General features: G+C 58.0%; 15 protein-coding genes. 10 read left to right on the top strand and 5 right to left on the bottom strand.

The window, feature by feature from the left end; all coding sequences use genetic code 11:
* The first annotated feature begins 11 nt into the window (after positions 1-11).
* The 3 genes from ACUUL3_RS06215 to ACUUL3_RS06225 all read left to right on the top strand — a co-directional run bounded on the left by ACUUL3_RS06215 (position 12) and on the right by ACUUL3_RS06225 (position 3,290).
* A complete protein-coding gene (locus tag ACUUL3_RS06215) occupies positions 12-1,262 on the top strand; it encodes a D-alanyl-D-alanine carboxypeptidase/D-alanyl-D-alanine-endopeptidase (RefSeq protein WP_448555609.1) in 1,251 nt (416 codons plus the stop codon).
* 266 nt (positions 1,263-1,528) lie between these two features.
* A complete protein-coding gene (locus ACUUL3_RS06220) occupies positions 1,529-2,677 on the top strand; it encodes an AAA family ATPase (RefSeq protein WP_448555611.1) in 1,149 nt (382 codons plus the stop codon).
* Positions 2,678-2,684: 7 nt separating this feature from the next.
* Complete coding sequence (locus ACUUL3_RS06225; RefSeq protein ID WP_448555613.1) at positions 2,685-3,290, top strand: hypothetical protein; 606 nt, start codon at positions 2,685-2,687, stop codon at positions 3,288-3,290.
* A 221-nt stretch (positions 3,291-3,511) separates the two neighbouring features.
* On the opposite strand, the gene ACUUL3_RS06230 is transcribed toward ACUUL3_RS06225, so the two are convergent.
* The 4 genes from ACUUL3_RS06230 to ACUUL3_RS06245 form a co-directional block, all read right to left on the bottom strand.
* A complete protein-coding gene (locus ACUUL3_RS06230; protein ID WP_448555615.1) occupies positions 3,512-3,868 on the bottom strand; it encodes a hypothetical protein in 357 nt (118 codons plus the stop codon).
* A gap of 49 nt (positions 3,869-3,917) precedes the next feature.
* Complete coding sequence (gene rlmD, locus ACUUL3_RS06235; RefSeq protein WP_448555616.1) at positions 3,918-5,261, bottom strand: 23S rRNA (uracil(1939)-C(5))-methyltransferase RlmD; 1,344 nt, start codon at positions 5,259-5,261, stop codon at positions 3,918-3,920.
* A 143-nt stretch (positions 5,262-5,404) separates the two neighbouring features.
* Positions 5,405-5,920 (bottom strand): 3-isopropylmalate dehydratase small subunit, encoded by a 516-nt coding sequence (locus tag ACUUL3_RS06240; RefSeq protein WP_448555618.1) that lies wholly within the window; start codon positions 5,918-5,920, stop codon positions 5,405-5,407.
* 41 nt (positions 5,921-5,961) lie between these two features.
* Positions 5,962-7,245 carry a 3-isopropylmalate dehydratase large subunit gene (locus ACUUL3_RS06245; protein ID WP_448555620.1) on the bottom strand — a complete coding sequence of 428 codons (1,284 nt, stop codon included), beginning with the start codon at positions 7,243-7,245 and terminating at the stop codon, positions 5,962-5,964.
* Positions 7,246-7,548: 303 nt separating this feature from the next.
* On the opposite strand from ACUUL3_RS06245, the gene ACUUL3_RS06250 reads away from it, so the two are divergent.
* The 7 genes from ACUUL3_RS06250 to ACUUL3_RS06280 all read left to right on the top strand — a co-directional run bounded on the left by ACUUL3_RS06250 (position 7,549) and on the right by ACUUL3_RS06280 (position 18,169).
* Positions 7,549-9,222, top strand: coding sequence for a GAF domain-containing protein (locus ACUUL3_RS06250; RefSeq protein ID WP_448555622.1), 1,674 nt, complete (start codon positions 7,549-7,551; stop codon positions 9,220-9,222).
* Positions 9,223-9,282: 60 nt separating this feature from the next.
* Positions 9,283-11,088, top strand: a complete 1,806-nt coding sequence (locus tag ACUUL3_RS06255; RefSeq protein ID WP_448555624.1) for an extracellular solute-binding protein — start codon at positions 9,283-9,285, stop codon at positions 11,086-11,088.
* Positions 11,046-11,960 carry a PstS family phosphate ABC transporter substrate-binding protein gene (locus ACUUL3_RS06260; RefSeq protein ID WP_448555626.1) on the top strand — a complete coding sequence of 305 codons (915 nt, stop codon included), beginning with the start codon at positions 11,046-11,048 and terminating at the stop codon, positions 11,958-11,960. Before ACUUL3_RS06255 ends, ACUUL3_RS06260 begins: the two co-directional genes overlap by 43 nt.
* Positions 11,961-11,973: 13 nt before the next feature.
* On the top strand, positions 11,974-14,268 hold the full coding sequence (locus ACUUL3_RS06265; protein WP_448555628.1) for a response regulator: 2,295 nt from the start codon (positions 11,974-11,976) through the stop codon (positions 14,266-14,268).
* A gap of 165 nt (positions 14,269-14,433) precedes the next feature.
* On the top strand, positions 14,434-15,495 hold the full coding sequence (locus ACUUL3_RS06270) for a microcin C ABC transporter permease YejB (protein WP_448555630.1): 1,062 nt from the start codon (positions 14,434-14,436) through the stop codon (positions 15,493-15,495).
* 2 nt (positions 15,496-15,497) lie between these two features.
* Positions 15,498-16,526, top strand: coding sequence for an ABC transporter permease (locus ACUUL3_RS06275; RefSeq protein WP_448555632.1), 1,029 nt, complete (start codon positions 15,498-15,500; stop codon positions 16,524-16,526).
* Positions 16,527-16,579: 53 nt separating this feature from the next.
* Positions 16,580-18,169, top strand: coding sequence for an ABC transporter ATP-binding protein (locus tag ACUUL3_RS06280; protein WP_448555634.1), 1,590 nt, complete (start codon positions 16,580-16,582; stop codon positions 18,167-18,169).
* A gap of 4 nt (positions 18,170-18,173) precedes the next feature.
* On the opposite strand, the gene ACUUL3_RS06285 is transcribed toward ACUUL3_RS06280, so the two are convergent.
* A complete protein-coding gene (locus ACUUL3_RS06285; protein WP_448555636.1) occupies positions 18,174-19,664 on the bottom strand; it encodes a leucyl aminopeptidase in 1,491 nt (496 codons plus the stop codon).
* Between the last annotated feature and the right edge of the window lie 163 nt (positions 19,665-19,827).

A 19,827-nucleotide genomic window follows, 5' to 3' on the forward strand; every position in this document is an offset into this window, starting at 1 on the left:
CAGGCCTGTCCATGGCAATCCTGCGCGCCGCATCCCTGTTCCGGCAACTGAAGGGAATGCGGCGCGTTTTTTTTCTCGGCCTCGGCCTGTCTCTCGCCCTGCCCGCTTCGCCCATGGCCGGAGGCGGCCGCACCCTCGAATCCCTGGTGGAAAACGGCGGCATTCTCGTCAGCAGAAACGGCTCCACCCTGTACGAACACAACCCGGACAGCCAGTTCATCCCGGCCAGCGTTCTGAAAATCGGCACGGCCCTTGCCGGTATCCGGATCCTTGGCAAGGAGTATCGCTTCAGCACCCGGTTCTACCACAACCCGGACCACGATCTGTACATTCGTGGCCTGGCTGATCCCCTGCTGGTTTCCGAGGAAGTAGCCAAGATTGTCGCCATCCTCCGCGACCACGGCCTTTCCTCGATCCGCAACATCGTTGTCGACGAGACCGGCTGCCGGCTTGAAAACGGAACCGATGGCGCCACCAATACCCTCAATCCCTACGATGCCCAGAACAGTTGCCTGGCGGTGAACTTCAACACCATCCATCTCGTCAAGGGTGCGGACGGCAGTGTGCGCTCCGCCGAGGAGCAGACCCCTACCCTGCCGCTGATGCGGGAGCTGGCGCAGGGGCTGCCGCCCGGCATCCACCGGATCAACGCCACGGGCATCGGCAATCAGGGCCTGCGCCATGTCGGGGAGCTGTTCGCTGCCATGTGCAAACAACAGGGGGTGCCGGTGCGCGGCAAGATCATCCCCGCTCCGGTGCCGGAGGGGCTCAAGCCGTTCTACGAGCACATCTCCGGCAAGAACCTGGACGAGGTGCTGACCGGGCTGCTCAAGTATTCCAACAATTTCATCGCCAACCAGCTTTTCCTGGCCATGGGCGCAAAGCAATACGGCTGGCCAGCCACCTGGGACAAGGGCCGGCGGGCCGTGACCACTTTTTACCGCAACGAACTGGGGCTTTCGGAAAAGGATATCGTGACCAGCGAAGGCTCGGGCCTCTCCCGGCGGAACCGGGTGACGCCCAGGGCGATGCTCGCCATCCTCGAAGCGTTCAAGCCCCATGCCGGGCTGCTCCCCTTTGAGAACGACTGCCTGCGCAAGTCCGGCACCATGACCGGGGTGTACGGGTATGGAGGATATTTTGCCGGAGAGCGCGGACTGGACAGCTTCGTCCTTCTGCTCAACCAGCCGAAAAATACCAGGGATCAGGTGCTGGAGCTGCTTGGTGCCATGCACGAGGCAAAGGGGAATCGGAAGAACTGAAACATCCCGACGCCTGATTTGTTGATTAAAGAAACCGTTTTTTTTTCTTTTCTGATAAAAGCCTTGCCATTCACGATTCGGCTTGAGAAATCGGCAGAAAAACGTTAGGTCTGACTATCTGTCAGTAATTATATATCATTTTGATTGTGAAATTTCATGGCGGCCAAAGGTAATGGACAGCAGAAGTTCAAGAATAAAATCCATGCCGAACCGAACGACGACCGGGCATTGAATCGTTGAAGATAATTCCGTTGGAGGATTAGGTTATGCTGATTACTCGATTAAAGCTGAGAAACTGGCGGAACTTTTCCCATATCGATGTGCAATTAAGGGAAACGGTCTATCTCATTGGCCCGAATGCCTCCGGCAAGTCCAATCTCCTTGATGCAATCCGGTTTTTGCGAGATGTGGCGACACCGCGAGGGGGTGGCCTGCAAACGGCAATTGCTGACCGTCATGGTATGTCCAAGTTGAGAAGTCTTGTTGCGCGAACAAAGCCAGAGGTGGAAATTTGTATTGAGCTTGCTGAAGATGAGGACAGAGAAACTCCGTTGTGGAAGTACGAACTAGCATTTACTGCCGAAACATCAGGCCATCGCCGAAACATTATCACCCGTGAATTTGTATGGCATCGAGACAAAGGGCAACTGCTTAACCGCCCTAATCCAAAAGACAAACAGGACAAGGAGCTGTTAACCCAAACAGCGCTCGAAAACACGCTCACCAATAGTGAGTTTCGGGAAATTGCGAAATTCCTCGACGCTACAACCTACATGCATCTCGTGCCGCAACTATTGCGTCATCCTGAACTGTCTGCACCCAGCGCGCCTGACACCGACCCCTTTGGACAAAGGTTTCTTGAGCGGGTTGCCAAAGCAAGCGAAAAAACCCGCGAAATCTATTTAAAAAAAATGGAAGATGCCTTGAATCTGGCTGTGCCCCAACTTAAGGAACTGAAGATGGTGCGCGATGAAATGGGGCGTCCTCACTTAGAAGCTATATATAAACATTGGCGACCACGTGGAGCGCGGCAACGGGAAGATCAGTTTTCTGACGGGACTCTTCGCCTCATAGGATTGCTCTGGTGCTTGCTTGAGGGACATTCGCCCCTTCTTCTTGAAGAACCAGAGCTGTCATTAAATGACGCAATTGTCGAGCGAATACCAGCTCTTATTGACAGATTGCAACGAAAACGCTTGCAGCAGGTTTTCATGTCCACACACAGTTACGCATTGCTCGGCAATCCAGGAATTGACGGTCGGAATGTCCTGATTCTTGAGCCGGACGCAGAGGGAACCCATGTCCGGGGAATTTCTGAGGATGAAACTATTTTACTGAAGTCTGGTTTGTCGATTGCAGAAGTATTGCTTCCAAAAACCCGGCCGGAGTCGGCTGAAAAAATCACTTTAAACTGAGCCAACCATGGCTGATTTCTACATTGCAACCGAAGACCGCCTCAGTGAAACACTGGCCGAATATATTGTCCTTGCGACCGGTCATGTCGTTGCCGCGAAGATACCAAAGGACCGACGGAGACATGGCGGCTTCGGCTACCTTAAGACAAGACTGCCGGATTTCATCGAATCGTGTCGTGGAGGGTTGAGCTTCCTTTTGTTGGCCGATCTGGACACCAGCCCCTGCCCTCCTAATCTTTTGAAAAACTGGTTTGGGGGTGCTCACAAGCCGAAGAATCTATTGCTGCGTGTTGCGGTTAGGGAAGTGGAGGCATGGGTACTTGCAGATCGACTCCGGTTTGCTAACTGGTTGGGGATCGCAGAAACGGAGGTGCCAGTTGATCCTGAATCCTGCCGTGATCCAAAGGCTGATCTCCTGAATTTGGTAGCAAAATCCAAAAAACGCGCTTTAAAGGAAGGCTTACTTCCCAAAAAAGGTGCTCCAACTCCCGTCGGATTGGAATACAATGATTTGCTGTGCGACTTCGTTGAAACTGAATGGCGCTTGGATGAGGCGTTAAAGGCTGCACCCAGCCTGGCACGAGCAATTCTAAGGTTGCGGGAATTTCAATAGACTACCAATGCCCCCACTCCGCATCAACTTTCCCCACGAAGCCCCTTGTCAGCCTGTCCGTAGTGTTAGGCAGCAATTACAGGCTCAACGGCGCAAAATGCAATCAGAGTCCGGCATTTTGATTTATTCCATCAACGCACTTCAGGTAATCCTGTTTACTGAGATCAACCCAGGGACAACGGCTGAACTGCTGTTGCATCGCTTGCTCTTACTGGACGGTTTCATGGGAATTGCGAATCATAGCGCACCCTGATTACGTCTTTGCTGATACAAATATCGTGAATGCCGACCCAAGTCGTTTTGTTTTTGGTTTGATTTATCGCTTCAACCGGTCCTTGGGATACCTTGCCAAATTTAACAATGTCATTCAGCTCGAAGCAAAAATCCGCCTCCATGTCCATTGGCGAGAACACCACGTATTCATCAGGGCCTTTTCTGCCGAACAGGTAGCGCGGTGATTCATCTGGCGGAAAGATCGATTCAATTGTGACTTTCATCTTTCTCCTTTTTTTCTTATTGATGGCAAGGATAACCGGCATCTTCAACCGTCCGGTCGATGCGCTGGTTGATTCCCACATAATGCGATCCTATGTGATAGGGCATGGGAAGTCAAAAGAAAACATCCCCCTATTCCCGCTCCAGCCTCACCATGGTTTCCTGATGACCGGTCTGCGGGAACATGTCCACCAGGCGGACTTCGGCCAGACGGTGGCCGGCCTGGATAAGCCCGGTCAGATCGCGGGCCAGGGTGGCGGGATCGCAGGAGATGTGGATGATCTGCTTTGCCTCAAGATCGGGCAGCAGGGGAATCAGTTCGGCGCAACCGGAACGGGGCGGGTCGAGGAGGAGGCAGTCAAAGGTGGCCTTTTCGACCAGCAACCGTCTGGCCGCCCTGGCGGCGCTTTCCTGGCTGAAACGGCAGCGGTCGGCAAGACCGGCTGCCTCGGCGTTGCGCACACCGCTGCGGATGGTGGAGCGTTGCATGTCCATGCCGGTCACCTGCCAGCCCCGCATGGCCAGGGGCAGGGAGAAGTTGCCCATGCCGCAAAAGAGATCCAGGGCCTTGGCGGGTTGCATCTTGCCTGTCCACTCCAGCAACAGCTTGATACAGTTTTCGTTCTGCCCGAGATTGACCTGGCAGAATCCCCCCGGCTCCAGGCCCAGGGTCAAGGGCCGGCCGCACAGCTCTTCAGGCAGGGAAAACTCCACCAAGAGCCCGCTTAAGGGAATCTCGCCCGTGTCGTTGAAGCACGGCCCCTTGGCCTGGCCTTCCACGTTGAAGATCACCGCCTCAAGCAAGGGCAACGCCTGACAGAGAAGCCGGGCTGCCTGGTGATCTCCAGGCCTGGTTTTTCTGGTGTAGTGGATGAGGAGGATGATCGAGTTGTGACCGGGGTTTTCGAGCAACTCGATGGCCGAGGCCATGGGCAGGAGGGTTTGAAACGGTCTGGAGGCGGAGAGCGCGGCCAGCACCGCGTTGATACCATCCCCGGCCAGGGGACAGCGGGAAACAGGGGTCAGCCTGTGGCTCTGGCGACCGAAATACCCCAGCCTCCCCTGCGCCACCTGCAATCTGATCCGTTGCCGGTAGCCAAAGGGTTTGGGCGAGGCCAGGGGGGCTCCCAAAAGAGAGGCAAGTTCCTCCTTCCGGCACAACCCTGCCCGGCAGAGCGTTTCCCCGAGAACCCCGTTTTTCAGGCGCAACTGTTCCTCGTAGGTGGCGTGTTGAAAATCGCAGCCGCCGCAGGTGTTGTAGACTGGGCAGACCGGGGGTATCCGCTGGGCCGAGGACTCAAGCACCTCCAAGAGATCTGCTTCCTGGTACTGCTTGTGCCGGCGGCGCAGGCGAACCCGCACCACCTCCCCAGGCAGCACACGCGGCACCATGACCACCTGGCCATCGGGCAAACGGCCCAGGCCGAGGCCGCCTTTGATTATTTTGTCAACCGTGAGTTCCACGGGTTTGCTCACCGGCGGCTCCGCATGGTTTTTCTATCTTCTTTTGCGTACCCAAAAGAAGAAACAGGAAAATGATTGGTGTCCGGATAAAAAATGCCGGTCACAGGGCCAGAGCCCCATACCGGCATTTCGAGGGCAATCCTCCCCGTCACAACCTAATATTTCTTGTCAGCATAGGCAAGCCAACCGCCTGCTTCCACGAGTTTTTTGTCAAACTCGTTCATCCGGAAAGGGATGGTCAGCGTTTTTGCGCCTGAGGCGATAAGGGTGCAGGCAGCCAGGTCAACCGCTACCTCCACCTCCCTGCCCAGGTTGAAAATCGCCTCGATGTCCGCCTTGGGCAGTTCGATGGCCAGCATGCCGCAGTTGTACATGTTCTGCCGGAAGATCCTGGCAAAACTTTCGGCAATGACCACATTGATGTCGTTGACCTCGAACACCCAGACCGCATGCTCGCGGGAGGAGCCGCAGCCGAAGTTGGCCCGGGTGACGATGACCCCTTTTTCCGCCACATCCACGGAAGGATCAAAGCCGCCCAGCTTAAGATCCTCCAGGATGTAAGGCTGCAAAGCCATCTTGGTGTTTTCGGTCAGGTATTTGGCCGGAATAATTTCATCGGTATTGATGTCGCTTCTATCAAGAAACAGCACTTTGCCGCCGAACTCTTTCATGTGATTCACTCCTTTTTACGGTTCGCTCTGATTCGTTCAACTTAGAGGAGTTTCCGCGGATCGGTGATATGGCCCGTCACCGCGGTGGCCGCGGCGGTCAGCGGGCTCATCAGATGCACGATACCACCCTTGCCCATCCGGCCGTTGAAGTTGCGGTTGGTGGTGGAGGCACAGATCTCGCCTTCGGCCAGAACGCCGTTGCTCATGCCCAGGCAGGCACCGCAGGTCGGGTTGGTGACGCAGAAGCCGGCATCCATGAAGATCTTGATGATGCCCTCTTCCAGGGCTTGATCGTAGACCTTGGGGGTGGCGGGGGAAAGGATGCCCCGCAGATTCTCGGCGATCTTTCTGCCCTTGAGAATCCTGGCCGCCGCCCGCAGGTCTTCGATGCGGCCGTTGGTGCAGGAGCCCATGTAGACCTGATCGACGGGCTTGCCTTCCATGTCGGTCACGCTTTTCACCTCGTCGGGCTTATAGCCGTAAGTGACCTGCGGGGCCAGACCGGAAACGTCGAAGGTCAGCTCCTTGGCATAAACCGCGTCGCCGTCCGAGTGCCATTTGGCAAAATCAGCCACCGCCACCTCGATGGACTCGTACTCATCCTTGATAAACGGCCAGAGGTATTCGGCGGTCACCCGGTCGGGCAGGCAGATGCCGCAGGTGCCTCCGGCCTCGATGGCCATGTTGCAGAGGGTCATGCGCGCCTCCATGCTCATGGCGTCAACCACCGGCCCGACAAATTCCATGACCTTGTCCGTGGCGCCGTTCACCGTCACCTCCTTGATGATGTGGAGGATAACGTCCTTGGCGGAAACGCCGTCCTGCAGGCTGCCGGTGATGGTGAACCTGATGGTTTCCGGCTTTCTGAAGGAGCACACCCCCTTCAGGATGCCGACTTCGAGATCAGTGGTGCCGATGCCGGCGGCAAAGGCGCCGAAGGCGCCGTGGGTGCAGGTATGGGAGTCGCCCATGATCACGGTGTAGCCGGGGCGGATAAAGCCCTTTTCCGGGAAGAGGGCATGACAGACGCCGTTAAAGCCGATGTCGAAAAAATCATGGATCTTGTGGCGTCGGGCCCAGTCCCGAAGGATCTTGGCCTGGGTGGCGGTTTTGGAATCCTTGGAAGGGGTGACATGGTCGATAACGACCTTGACCTTGCTGGTATCGAAAACCCTGTCCATGCCGCGGGCCTCGAGATCGGTGATGGCAATGGGCGTGGTGATTTCATGGCACATCACCACGTCGATATCGAGAATGACATTTTCAGGGGTCGGAGTGTCACGCAAATGCGCTGCAAAAATCTTTTCCGCTATGGTTTTACCCATTGTTCATGAGCCTCCGTGCATGCAATTGAGGTGGAGAGTAAAGTATCGACCGTGAATCAGACTTTTTACCATATCCATGTGGTCATTGGCCACGACAAATAACAGGGGTTCCGGCAAAAAAACAAGGAGGCAAAGCCCTGAATCCCGGCGGATACAAAGAAAATTTTGACGAAAATGCGTTTGACCGCAGCCTTTTTGCTGTATATCATAAATTTTGAAAAATAACATGAAGATAGCCCGGCTTCCTCTTCCGGGGCAATGCTTCCTGTTTCCTTTCCTTGAACTCAACAGCGACAAGGCTTCATGGCAAAGACTAAGAAGAAAGCAGCAAAATCCCTCAAGCCGCAGGCCATGCAGAGCCAGCAGAAGATCATCGATGCTGTTTTCGAGATATCCCGATGTGAATTCGGCGCGGTTTCCCCACGATTGGCAAACCTGTTCAAAGATGTGGAAGATCTCTATGCAGGCCGCTGGCCGAGCCATGAGGCCTGCGGGGTGACCTACCACAGCTTCGAGCACGCCCTGGACGTCGCCCTGGCTGTTGCGCGCATGATTTCCGGCTGGAACAGAATCGAAACAGACCGGACCTTTTCCGAGGATCACTTCCATCTCGGCATGGCCGCCGCTCTTTTCCACGATGCCGGCTACATCAAGGACAAGGGCGATCACCAGGGCATGGGCGGCAAATTCACCCTGGTGCACGTCAACAGGAGCATGGAGATCGCCCGTGGCTATCTGCGCAGATATCAGTGGCAGCCGGCCGAGGTGGAGGCGGTGGCCGGGATCATCTCCATCACCGACTATTCGGCGGCCCCGGAAGTGGAGACCCTCTTTGCCGACCCCGCCCTGAAGACCCTGGCCCGCATGGTGGCAACCGCCGACCTCGTCGCCCAGATGGCCGACAACAACTATATTCAGCGCATCGACGACCTCTTTGCCGAATTCAAGGAGGTCTATGAGTTCGAGGAGACCGAAACCCTGGTGAAGAAAGGAACCAAGGTCTACCGGACCGTGCAGGAAATCAAGGATGGCACCATCTCCTTTTATGAGCATTTTGTGGTGCCGACCCTGCGCAAGCACGGGCGCATGGACCGCTATCTCACCAATTTCTTCGCCGACGGCCGCAACCCCTACCAGGAAAACATCACCGCCAACCTCTCCTTCCACCTCATGGATATCCGCTCCCAGTGGCGGCGCATCGGCGACATTCTCGAAGACCTTGGCCTTGCCTCCCCGGAACAGATCCAACGGGCCCTCAACCGCCAGCAGAAACTCAGCGCCGGCAAGAAGAACACCAGCCAGAATTTCAATGTGCAGCTCCGCGAACAGCTCCTCCCCTGGTTTACCGCCCGCTCCCAGGAAGGACGCTGTCTGGGCGACATTCTCATGGAGATGGAAGCGGTGAGCCCCAAGTCGCTGGCCAAGGGGCTGCTTGCCCAGATGCTGCCCGATTCCCTCTACGAATCCCTTTCCGCCAAGGAGCTTCATTTTCTTTTACAGACCGCGATCCTGCTGCAGAATATCTGCAAAGGGCCCTGGATACTCGGGGTGGTCATGGAGATGGCCAACGAGGTGCTGGATTGCGAGGCCAGCTCCATCCTCATCGCCGATCTTGAGGATAAGGAGATGCTGGTCGCTCTGCCCACCGGTCCGAAAAAAAACGTGGTCTACGGCCGGGGGATCGCCATGGACAAGGGCCTTTCCGGCTGGGTGTACCGGAACGGCAAGCCGGCCACCGTGAGCAATGTCGCCCGGGATGAACGTTTTGACAGCGGCATGGACAAGGACATCGGCTTTGTCACCCGCTCGATCCTCGCCGTGCCGCTCCATGTTAACGGCGAGTGCATCGGCGCCCTGGAGGTCTTGAACAAGAGCGATGACAACTTCACCCGGCACGACATGAATGTCCTGTCCATCCTCGCGAATATGCTTGCCAACGTGATGGTTGGCGTATTATGCATACAGGGGACCCACTGATCGCCCCCTTCTTTGGCAGGTCGCGCCTCCGCCGGCAAGCCGCAAGCAACGGAAATCCCCATGAGAAGCCTAGCCATAGCCTGCTCCATCCTGCTGTTCACCGCCTTTGCCGCCGTTGCCGGCCAGGGCATCAGCATAGACGGCAAGGTCAAGTACAAGCCCGGGTTCCGCCGATTCGATTATGTTTCAGACAAGGCGCGGGATGGCGGAAATCTCGTTCTGCACGACCTGGGCAGCTTTGACAAGCTCAATCCCTACACGCTGAAAGGCACCCCGCCGACCGGGCTTGACGAGTTCGTTTTCGAGACACTGGCCGTGCCCAGCCTTGATGAACCCTTTGCCGCCTACGGCCTGATCGCCAAGGATATCGAAGTGGCCCCGGACAGGCTGTCGGTGACCTTCACCATCCATGAAAAGGCCTGTTTTTCAGACGGCTCCCCCATCACGCCGGAGGATGTGAAATTTTCCCTGGAAACCTTGAAGAGCGACCTGGCAAGCCCCTCCTACCAGATCTATTTTCAGGATATCACCTCCGCGGAGATTCTCGACCGGCGCAGGATCCGTTTCAACTTTTCCCAGCGCAACCGGGAACTGCACATGATTGCAAGCCAGCTGCCGGTGTTTTCCAAAAAGTTTTATCAGGCCCATCCCTTCAACACCCCGAGCATGACGCCGCCGATTGCCTCCGGACCCTATCTGGTCAAGGAGGTCATCCCCGGCAAGGCCATCACCTATGCCAAAAATCCCCGGTACTGGGGCAAGGATCTCAATGTCCGCAAAGGCATGTTCAACTTCGAGACCATCACCTACAAATATTTCAAGGATCAGCTTGTGGCGGTGGAGGCCTTCAAGGCCGGCGAATTCGATTTCATGTACATCAACATCGCCAAGCAGTGGGCCCGCGATCTCGACGGCCCGCGCTTCGCCTCCGGAGAACTGCGCAAGGAAACCATGGCGCACAGGAACAACGCCGGCATGCAGGGGTTTGTCTTCAATATCAGAAAGCCCGTTTTCCAGGACCGCAGAGTGCGCCAGGCCATCGGCATGGCCTTTGACTTCGAATGGACCAATTCCACCCTGTTTTTCGACCAGTACACCCGCTGCGACAGTTTCTTCAGCAACTCGCCGATGGCTGCGCAGGGGCTGCCGACAGGCCTTGAGCTGAGCTATCTGGAACCTTTTCGCGGCCGGCTTCCCGACGAGGTGTTCACCACGCCGCCCGCCCCGGTGAGCACGGCGCCCCCCGCCAGCCTGCGGAACAATCTCAAACAGGCCAAGGCGATACTCGCCGAGGCAGGCTGGACCATCAGGAACGGGGTGTTGACCAATGCCCTGGGCCAGCCCCTGGAATTTGAAATACTTCTGGTTTCCCCCTCCTTTGAGCGGGTGATGGAGCCCTATATCAACAATCTGAAGAAACTTGGCATCAACGCCCATTCAAGGATCATCGACCCGGCCCTCTACATTCGCCGCCTGGACACCTTTGATTTCGACATGACGGTCAATGTCTTCGGCCAGTCGCAGTCGCCGGGCAACGAACAGCGGAACTACTGGCATTCCGCCGCGGCGGACCGGCAGGGCTCCCGCAACCTCATCGGCGTCAAGGATCCGGCGGTCGATTTCCTGGTGGAAAAGGTCATTTACGCCCAAACCCAGGAAGAGCTGATCGCGGCCTGTCGGGCCCTGGATCGGGTTCTCTGGTACGGGTACTATGTGGTGCCCAACTGGTATCTCGCCTATCACCGGATCGCCTTCCGCGATATCTTTGCCCGCCCGGAGACCCTGCCCCTCTACTACTCCCCCTACCAGGCCCTTTTGACCTGGTGGATGAAGCCTGTCGCCGGGAAGCAGGGGGCGAGGCGCTGACCTGCCATTGTGAAAACAGCCGGAAACCGACCGCAACCGCCATGAATCCGCATGCCATCATAATCTTCTGGCTCCTTCTTGCCTTGCCGCCGCAGATCCTTTCGCCCTCTCCCTGCCGGGCCGAAGAAACGCCGGGCAGGACCCTCACCATTCCCGGCACAGGAGACAGCCAATCCCTGCTGCGCAATCTCGCCGGCCATTTCATGCGTTTCCATCCGGGCATAACCGTCGAGATCCCGGACAGCACCGGCAGCGGCGGCGGCATCCATGCCGTGCTGCACAAGGAATACGAACTTGCCAGGGTAGCCAGGCCATTGAGGGGGAAGGAAACGGCCTTTCCCCTCAAACACCGCCCCTTTGCCCTTTCTCCCGTTGTTTTCGTGACGCATCCCAGTGTCGGCGCCGTGAAGAGTCTGAGCCCGGAGCAGGTCGTGGCCATTTACTCCGGTCGGCTCAAGGATTGGCGGGATCTGGGCGGCAGCGGAAAGATCTACGTCATGAACCGGGAGGAGGGAGACTCTTCCCGGTCGATCCTGGAGAGCGCGATCCCGGGCTTTCGGGACATCCCCGAGTTTGCCGGGGAAAAAATATACTCCACCCCCGACGCCGTGCATACCCTGCTTACCTATGCCAACACCATCGGCTACCTGCCGCTGCCCATGGCCAAGGGACAACCGCTCCACGTGCTGCGCTTCGACGGCATCGCCCCGGACGAAGCCAATATCCGAAATAAAAAATATCCGCTGGTCATCACCTTCGCCATGGTATGGCAGGAGCCGCTCTCCGGGCTTGCCCGCGATTTTCTGCAGTTTCTCCATGGCCCGGCGGCAAAAAAAATAATTATTGAAAACGGGGCGATTCCCGTCGAGTGAATCCCGGAAAGCCATGCGTTTCCCCATCGGCAAGAAAATCTTCATAAGTCACCTCGCCCTGGTGAGCATCGCCACCGCGCTGCTTTCCCTTGCCAGCTATTTTTTCATGGCGCGGCTGTTCAACGATTCGCAAAACGAACAGATGCGGATTCTTGCCTCAACCACGGCAAGCGCCGTGGCCGGCAGGGTGGAAAAGCATGCCGACCTGCTCAAGGAGATCGCCGAAGCGCCCGAGGTCCGGCGCTACGCGGAAAAGTATCAGGAACTGTTTCTCGCCAAACATCTGGCCCGCCACAAGGACCAATTCTCCTATCTCAGCTATGTGGACGAACAGGGGCATGAGGAGGTCAGCTCCCTTGGGGGCGAACTCTTCTCCGTGCTGCGGGACCACTCCACCTCGCGCATTTTCCAGGAATCCCTTGCCGCGCCGAACCGGACACACCTTGCCGGCGTGGTTTTCGAGCCGGTCCTGCAACGCCATGTCGTACGGTTTTCCTATGTCAACCAGGGGTATTTCGGCGATCGGTTCCAGGGGATGATTCTGGCCCATGCCGATCTCGAAGCCTTTGTCGGTCCGTGCGGAAACTGCTCCATGCAGAAAAAAGGAACCTGCATCGTGGTTGATCAGGATGGCACCATCCTCACCGACCTCGGAGGGAAAGAAGCCGCCCCTTCACTCACCCTGGCCGATACAGACATCGCATCCCTGCTCGCCGCGGCCGAAAGGAATGATCCTTCCCCGCCGCGGCAGGGCGTTTTTCAGGGGGTTGAATCGGTTTTCACCCTTGCTCCGGTGGAAAACACCACCTGGAGCGTGCTCTTCGTGCTGCCCCTGGCGGATTATACCGCGGTGCCGCGGCTCATCCGCAATCTTTCCCTTCTCATCCTTTCGGGCCTTGTCATTCTGGCCAGCATTTCCACCTACTTCATCACCCAGGGCATCACCACCCCCATACACAAGCTGGTCATGGCCAGCGAGGCCATGGCCAAGGGCATTTTCGACCAGAAGGTCGAGGCGGAAAACGATGAAATCGGTGATCTTGCCCTCTCCTTCAACAGCATGGCCGAAAAACTCAACAACTCGATAAACCGGGAAAAGCAACTGCTCGCGGCGGAGGCCTCGGCCCGACTTGCCGCCGAACTTGCCGATCAGCATAAAACAGAGTTTCTCTCCAGGATGAGCCATGAATTCAGAACCCCGCTCAGCATCGTCATCGGCATGGCGGAACTGCTGCTGCACGGCGGGCTCGATGAAAAGGAGCGGGAAAACGCTCTCTCCATTCAGGAAGCCGGCAGAGATCTGCTGAACCTCATTGACGGCATCCTGGATTTTTCAAGACTCGAAAACGGCACCATGCAACTCAGCAAGGCCCCGTTCGATCTGTACCGGATGCTGGAGAAACTGAAATTGAAATATCTGCCCGCCGCCCGGCACAAAGGCCTTGACCTCTATTACATAGAGCCTGTCGCGGTGCCGCGCATGGTATATGGCGATGTGAGCCGGATCTTTCAGATTTTTGAAAATCTGCTCGACAACGCCATCAAATTCACCGAGCAGGGCGAGGTGGTGATCCGCATACGCCCTCTCGGCTTTTTCTCAAGCGACAATGGCGCCCAGATCATCCAGCTCCGCTTCGAGGTCACCGACACAGGCTGCGGCATTCCCCTGGACCAGCAATCCGCCATGTTTGAATCCTTCAGGCAGATGGGGCCATACAGCACCAGGAAGATGCGCGGCCTCGGCCTTGGCCTGAGCCTGGCCCGGCACCTTGCCGATCTGATGGATGGCAGCCTCGGCATGAAGAGTGATCCCGGCAAGGGCAGCACCTTTTTCGTGGATCTGAAACTGCCCGTTGTCCTTGAGGGTGCGGGTGAGCTCTTCCCGCAAACCGGCCAGGGGAGTCCCGAGGAAACAGGAAACTCCGCCTGCCCCTTGAAAAAACTGCGGGTGCTCGTGGTCGAGGACAACCCGATCAATCAAAAATTTCTGCGGCTGATGCTCCAGATCCTTGGCCATCAGGTCATCATGGTGGCCGACGGCAAGGAAGCGGTGGCCGCCTTCAAGAGCGAGGCCGTGGACCTGATCCTCATGGATGTGCAGATGCCCGGGATGAACGGCTTTGAAGCGACCGGGCTCATCCGCGAGATCGAAGCGGCGGAAGGCCGCCATGTGCCGATCATTGCCGTGACTGCCCATGCCCTGCCCGGCTACAGGGAAAAGTGCCTGAAAGCCGGCATGGACAGCTATCTGGCCAAACCCTTCCGGATGCATGATCTCTGCGCGGCCATCAGGGAATCGGTTGCCTGAGGCGGCAAAATCCTTTTCCGGGATATTCCTCTTGACGCCCTGCCCCATTCCCTGCTAGTCAATGACTGAACTGTTGAGGCCCTTTTCCCCTCTGCTTGGTCGTCTCGTGCCCGTGTGGCGCCGAGGCTTTTACGGGACCGTCAATTCTCATTACCCAAGGCGATCATGGCCGCATACATCCTCCGCCGCATCCTCCTGATGATTCCCACCATTTTCGGGATCATGCTTGTCACCTTCACCGTGACCCAGTTCGTCCCGGGCGGGCCGGTGGAGAGGATGCTTGCCCAGTTGCAGGGCCACGACCGGGCCGGCGGCGAAGTCCGCCAGAGCAGGAGCGCCGATCTTTATCAGGGCGACAAAGGCCTTGACGAGGAACGGATCGCCAAGCTCAGGGAGCTGTACGGCTTTGACAGGCCGCCGGTGGAACGCTTTCTGTCCATGGTGAAGAACTATCTGGTCTTTGATTTCGGCCAGAGCTATTACCACCACAACAGCGTGGTTTCCCTGGTGGTTTCGAAGCTGCCCGTTTCCATGTCGCTTGGCCTCTGGTCCTTTCTCATCGTCTACGGCACCTGCATTCCCTTGGGGATCGCCAAGGCGGTCCGGGACGGCTCGCGCTTCGACGTCATCACCAGCTCCGCCATTCTGGTCGGCTACGCCATCCCGGGCTTTGTTCTGGCCATCGTCCTCATCGTTCTCTTCGGCGGCGGCAGCTTCTGGAACATCTTTCCCCTGCGCGGCCTCGTTTCCGACAACTGGGCCGAGATGAGCCTTGTCGCCAAGGTACTGGACTATCTCTGGCACATGGTCCTGCCCATCGTCTCCAGCACGGTGGGCAGCCTGGCGGTGATGACCCTGCTGACCAAGAACAGCTTCCTGGAGGAGATCAGAAAGCAGTATGTGCTCACCGCCCGGGCCAAGGGCTTAAGCGAAAACCGGGTCCTCTACCGCCATGTCTTCCGCAACGCCATCATCCCCATCATCACCGGCTTTCCCGGCTCCTTCATCACCGCCTTCTTCACCGGCAGCCTGCTCATCGAAACCATCTTCTCCCTGGACGGCATGGGCCTGCTTGCCTATGAATCCATCCTGAACCGCGACTATCCCGTGGTTCTGGGCACCCTCTACTTCTTTACCATCATCGGTCTCGTCTCCCGTCTGCTCTCCGACCTCAGCTATGTGGTCGTGGATCCGCGGATCACCTTTGAAAGCGTGGAAAACCAATAGCCATGGCAGAAGCGAGAGAAAAACTGTCCTCCCGTCGCTGGCGCCGCTTCAAGAAAAACAGGCGCGGCTACTACAGCCTGATTCTTTTTTCCATCTGCTTTCTGTTAAGCCTCTGCGCCGAGGTGCTCAGCAACGACAAACCATTTCTCGTCTACTACCAAGGCGGCTTCTATGTTCCGCTCTTCAGGGAGTACCCGGAAACCACCTTTGGCGGCGATTTTGAAACAGCCACCGACTACCGGGACCCCTACATCCTGGAAAAGTTGAGCAGCGGCGGCAACAGGGCCTTTTTCCCCATCAACCCCCACAGCTACTCCTCCATCAACCTCAGGCTCGACCAGCCGGTGCCATCGGCCCCTGACGCGGATAACTATCTGGGCACCGACGACCGGGGCCGGGATGTGCTGGCCCGCCTCATTTACGGATTCAGGCTTTCCGTCCTCTTCGCCTTCGTCCTCACCTTTCTCGGCACCCTGATCGGCATCATCACCGGCGCCGTCCAGGGATACCTGGGCGGCAGAACCGATCTTTTCATGCAGCGTTTCATCGAGATCTGGAGCGCCATGCCCGAGTTGTATCTGCTCATCATCTTCGCCTCGATCTTCAAGCCCAGCGTGCTCCTTTTGCTGGTCCTCCTTTCCATCTTCGGCTGGATGGGCTTGTCCGACTATGTGCGCGCCGAGTTCCTCAAGGGACGCAATCTCGATTATGTCCGGGCCGCCAAGGCACTCGGCGTCGGCAACCTCACCATCATGTTCCGGCATCTGCTGCCCAACGGCATGACCCCGGTCATCACCTTTCTGCCCTTCCGGATGAGCGGCTCGATCCTGGCCCTCACCAGTCTCGACTTCCTCGGCCTTGGCGTGCCGCCGCCCACCCCGAGCCTGGGGGAACTGCTGGCCCAGGGCAAAAACAACATCGAGGCCTGGTGGCTTTCCTTGAGCACCTTTGCGGTGCTGGTCGGCACCCTGGTGCTGTTGATCTTCATCGGCGAGGCCTTGCGGGAAACCTTTGACCCGCGCAAGGGGTAACCGCCTGTGCAACCGGAATCTTCCCTTTTCCACGGCCGCAAACGGGGTCTGCCATGCTGCTTGAAGTAAAGAATCTCACCACCGGCTTTTATTCGGATCAGGGCTTTGCCCCTGTCCTCGCCCAGGTTTCCCTCAGCATCGACCAGGGGCAGACCGTGGCCCTGGTCGGCGAGTCCGGCTCGGGAAAATCGGTGACCGCCCTCTCCATCCTCCGCCTGCTTGAAAAGGATATCGCCGCCATCGAGGGCGAAGTGCTTTTTGAAGGGGAAAATCTGGTCCGGGCCGAGGAGGAACGCCTTCGAAAGATCAGAGGCAACCGTATCGCCATGATCTTTCAGGAGCCCATGACCTCGCTGAACCCGGTGTACACCATCGGCGACCAGCTCATGGAACCCCTGCTGGTGCACCAGGGCCTGGGCAGGGAGGAGGCCCGCGAAAAGGCGGCGGCCCTGCTTGTCCGTTGCGGAATTTCCGATCCTGCCGAGCGGCTGGCCAGCTTCCCGCACCAGCTTTCCGGCGGACAAAGGCAGCGGGTGATGATCGCCATGGCCCTGGCCTGCCAGCCAAGCCTGCTCATCGCCGACGAGCCGACCACCGCCCTGGACGTGACCATCCAGGCGCAGATCCTCGCCCTGATCAAGGAAATCCAGCAGGAACTGGGCATGGCCCTGCTTCTCATCACCCACGATCTCAACATGGTGGGAAAAATCGCCGATTACGTCCACATCATGCACCAGGGCAGAATCGTCGAACATGGCCCGACCCCGGTGGTCTTTGCCAGGCCGAGCCACGACTACACCAAACATCTGCTCGGCTCGGTGCCCCACGGAGCGCCGGCCCCCAAGGAAAACCTGCCTGTTTTGCTTTCAGCCAGAAACGTCTCCTGCCATTTTCCGCTGAAAGCCGGTTTTCTAAGAAGAACCGTCAACGTCATCAAGGCGGTGGATGAGGTCTCCTTCACCATCCGGCAGGGAACCACCTTCGGGGTGGTGGGCGAATCCGGTTCCGGCAAGAGCACCCTGGGCATGTGCATCCTGAAGCTGGTGAACGGCAGCGGCGAGATCATCTATCAGGACCGGAATCTGCTCAAGATTTCAAACCGGCAGTGGCGGCCGCTTCGCAAGGAATTGCAGGTGGTGTTCCAGGATCCCTTCTCCTCGCTTTCGCCCCGCCTGAACGTGGGCCAGATCGTGGGCGAAGGCCTGGGCGTACACGGCATTGGCGCGAGACGGGAGAGAAGACGGCTGGTGGAGGAGGCGTTGGCCGAGGTCGGCCTTGCCCCGGAGATGGCGGAACGTTATCCCCATGAATTTTCCGGCGGCCAAAGGCAGCGCATCGCCATCGCCAGGGCGGTGATTTTAAAGCCCCGCTTCCTGGTGCTGGACGAACCGACCAGTGCTCTGGACATGACCATCCAGGCCCAGGTGATCGAACTGCTGAAGACCCTGCAGGATCGCTACGGGATCACCTACTTCTTCATCTCCCATGACCTGCGGGTGGTCAAGGCCCTGGCCGACGACGTGGCGGTGATGCAGGCGGGACGGGTGGTGGAGAGCGGGCCGGCGGCGAAAATCTTTACCAGCCCGGAGCATCCCTACACGAAAAAACTGTTCTCAGCGGCTTTTGACCTGGCTGCGGCCTGACACCCTACTTTTTCCAGTTGCGGATAAAGTCGAAAAGGGTGCGCACCGCGATGCCGGAAGGCCCTTTTGGAATGTAGGACTTCTCGGTAAAGCTCCAGGCGGTGCCGGCGATGTCCAGATGGGCCCAGGGGATATCGCCGACGAATTCCTTGAGGAAACAGGCGGCGGTAATGGAGCCGCCGTCCCGGTTGCCGACGTTTTTCAGATCCGCTATTTCCGATTTGAGCTGCTTGGTGTAGTCCGCTCCCAGGGGCAGACGCCAAAGCGGCTCTCCGCAGCGGGCTCCCGCGGCGACAAGCTTTTCGCAGAGCCCGTCATCGGTTCCCATCAGCCCGGTATGGTGATGGCCGAGACCTACGATCACCGCGCCGGTCAGGGTGGCGACATCAACCACCATGTCGGGCTTGTACTTCTTGATACCGTAGGCCAGGGCATCGGCGAGGATCAGGCGGCCTTCCGCATCGGTGTTGACCACCTCCACGGTTTTGCCGCCAAACTGGGTGATGACGTCACCGGGCTTGAGCGCGGCCGGACCGGGCAGGTTTTCCGTGGCCGGGACGATGGCCACCAGATTGAGACCCTTGAGCCCGGCTTCGGCGGCCGCCTCCATGGCGCAGAGCACGGCGGCGCCGCCGCACATGTCATATTTCATCTCTTCCATGCCGCTGCTCGGCTTCAGGGAAATTCCGCCGGAATCAAAGGTGAGACCCTTCCCGACCATGAGAAGGGTCGGGGCCTTTGCCGCGGCTTTGTACTCAAGAACGATCATCTTCGGCGGCAGGGCGGAACCCTGGTTGACGCCGAGAAGGCCGCCCATGCCCAAATGGCTGAGCTTTGCCTTGTCAAGGACCTTGCAGCTCAGGCCATGCTTTTCCGCCAGCTTTTTGCCGTAATCGGCAAAATGGCCTGGTGTCCAGTGGCTGCCGGGCTCATTGGCCATGTCCCGGGCGGCGCAGGCAGCCTTCGCCACGATCTCCGCGCTCCTGATCGCCGGCCGCAGCCCCTTGCCGTTGCTGGCATAAAGGGCAACCTCCCTGAGTTCGCCGCGGGAATTGTCGGGATCCTCCTTGGTTTTGTACTTCTTAAAACGGTAGGCGCCCAGGATCAGGCCTTCTCCCAGGCTTTCCGCCATGGCCGGCAGATCAAAATCAAGCTCCTCGGGCAGAACCAGGAGCATCTCCTTTGCCTTCCCCTTCATGGCCAGGGAGGCGGCGCTGCCGCCAGTCCTGCGGAACAGTTCCCGGCTCGGTTCCTCCTTGCCGAGGCCGAGGACCAGTATGCGCCTGCCGCTCTTTTTCCCGCCTGCTTTTTCCGGATAGAAGAGGAGGCTCTCCCCTTCCTTGCCGTCGAAATCCCCGACTGCGTGCACCCGCTTGATCACGGTGCCGACCCGGGGATCCTGGCATCGCGGAGCGCCTTTTTTCCCCTGCCGCACCAGATAAACCAAAAGATCGCCGGCATACTCCGCCGGGGTAACCGTGCTGAATCTGATCATTAACCCTCTCCCGCGAAAACGGCTGATTGAATGGTGCCGGTGGCCAAAATCCCTGTTTTTCCCGGCTGCCCGCAAATGACCCGCAAATACGAAGGTCTTGCCGGTCGGCCTGTTGCCGCCTGGCACAAGCCCATCACGGCCTTTTCCGGCCGTAATGGCAAGA

Source organism: Thiovibrio sp. JS02, assembly GCF_053485635.1.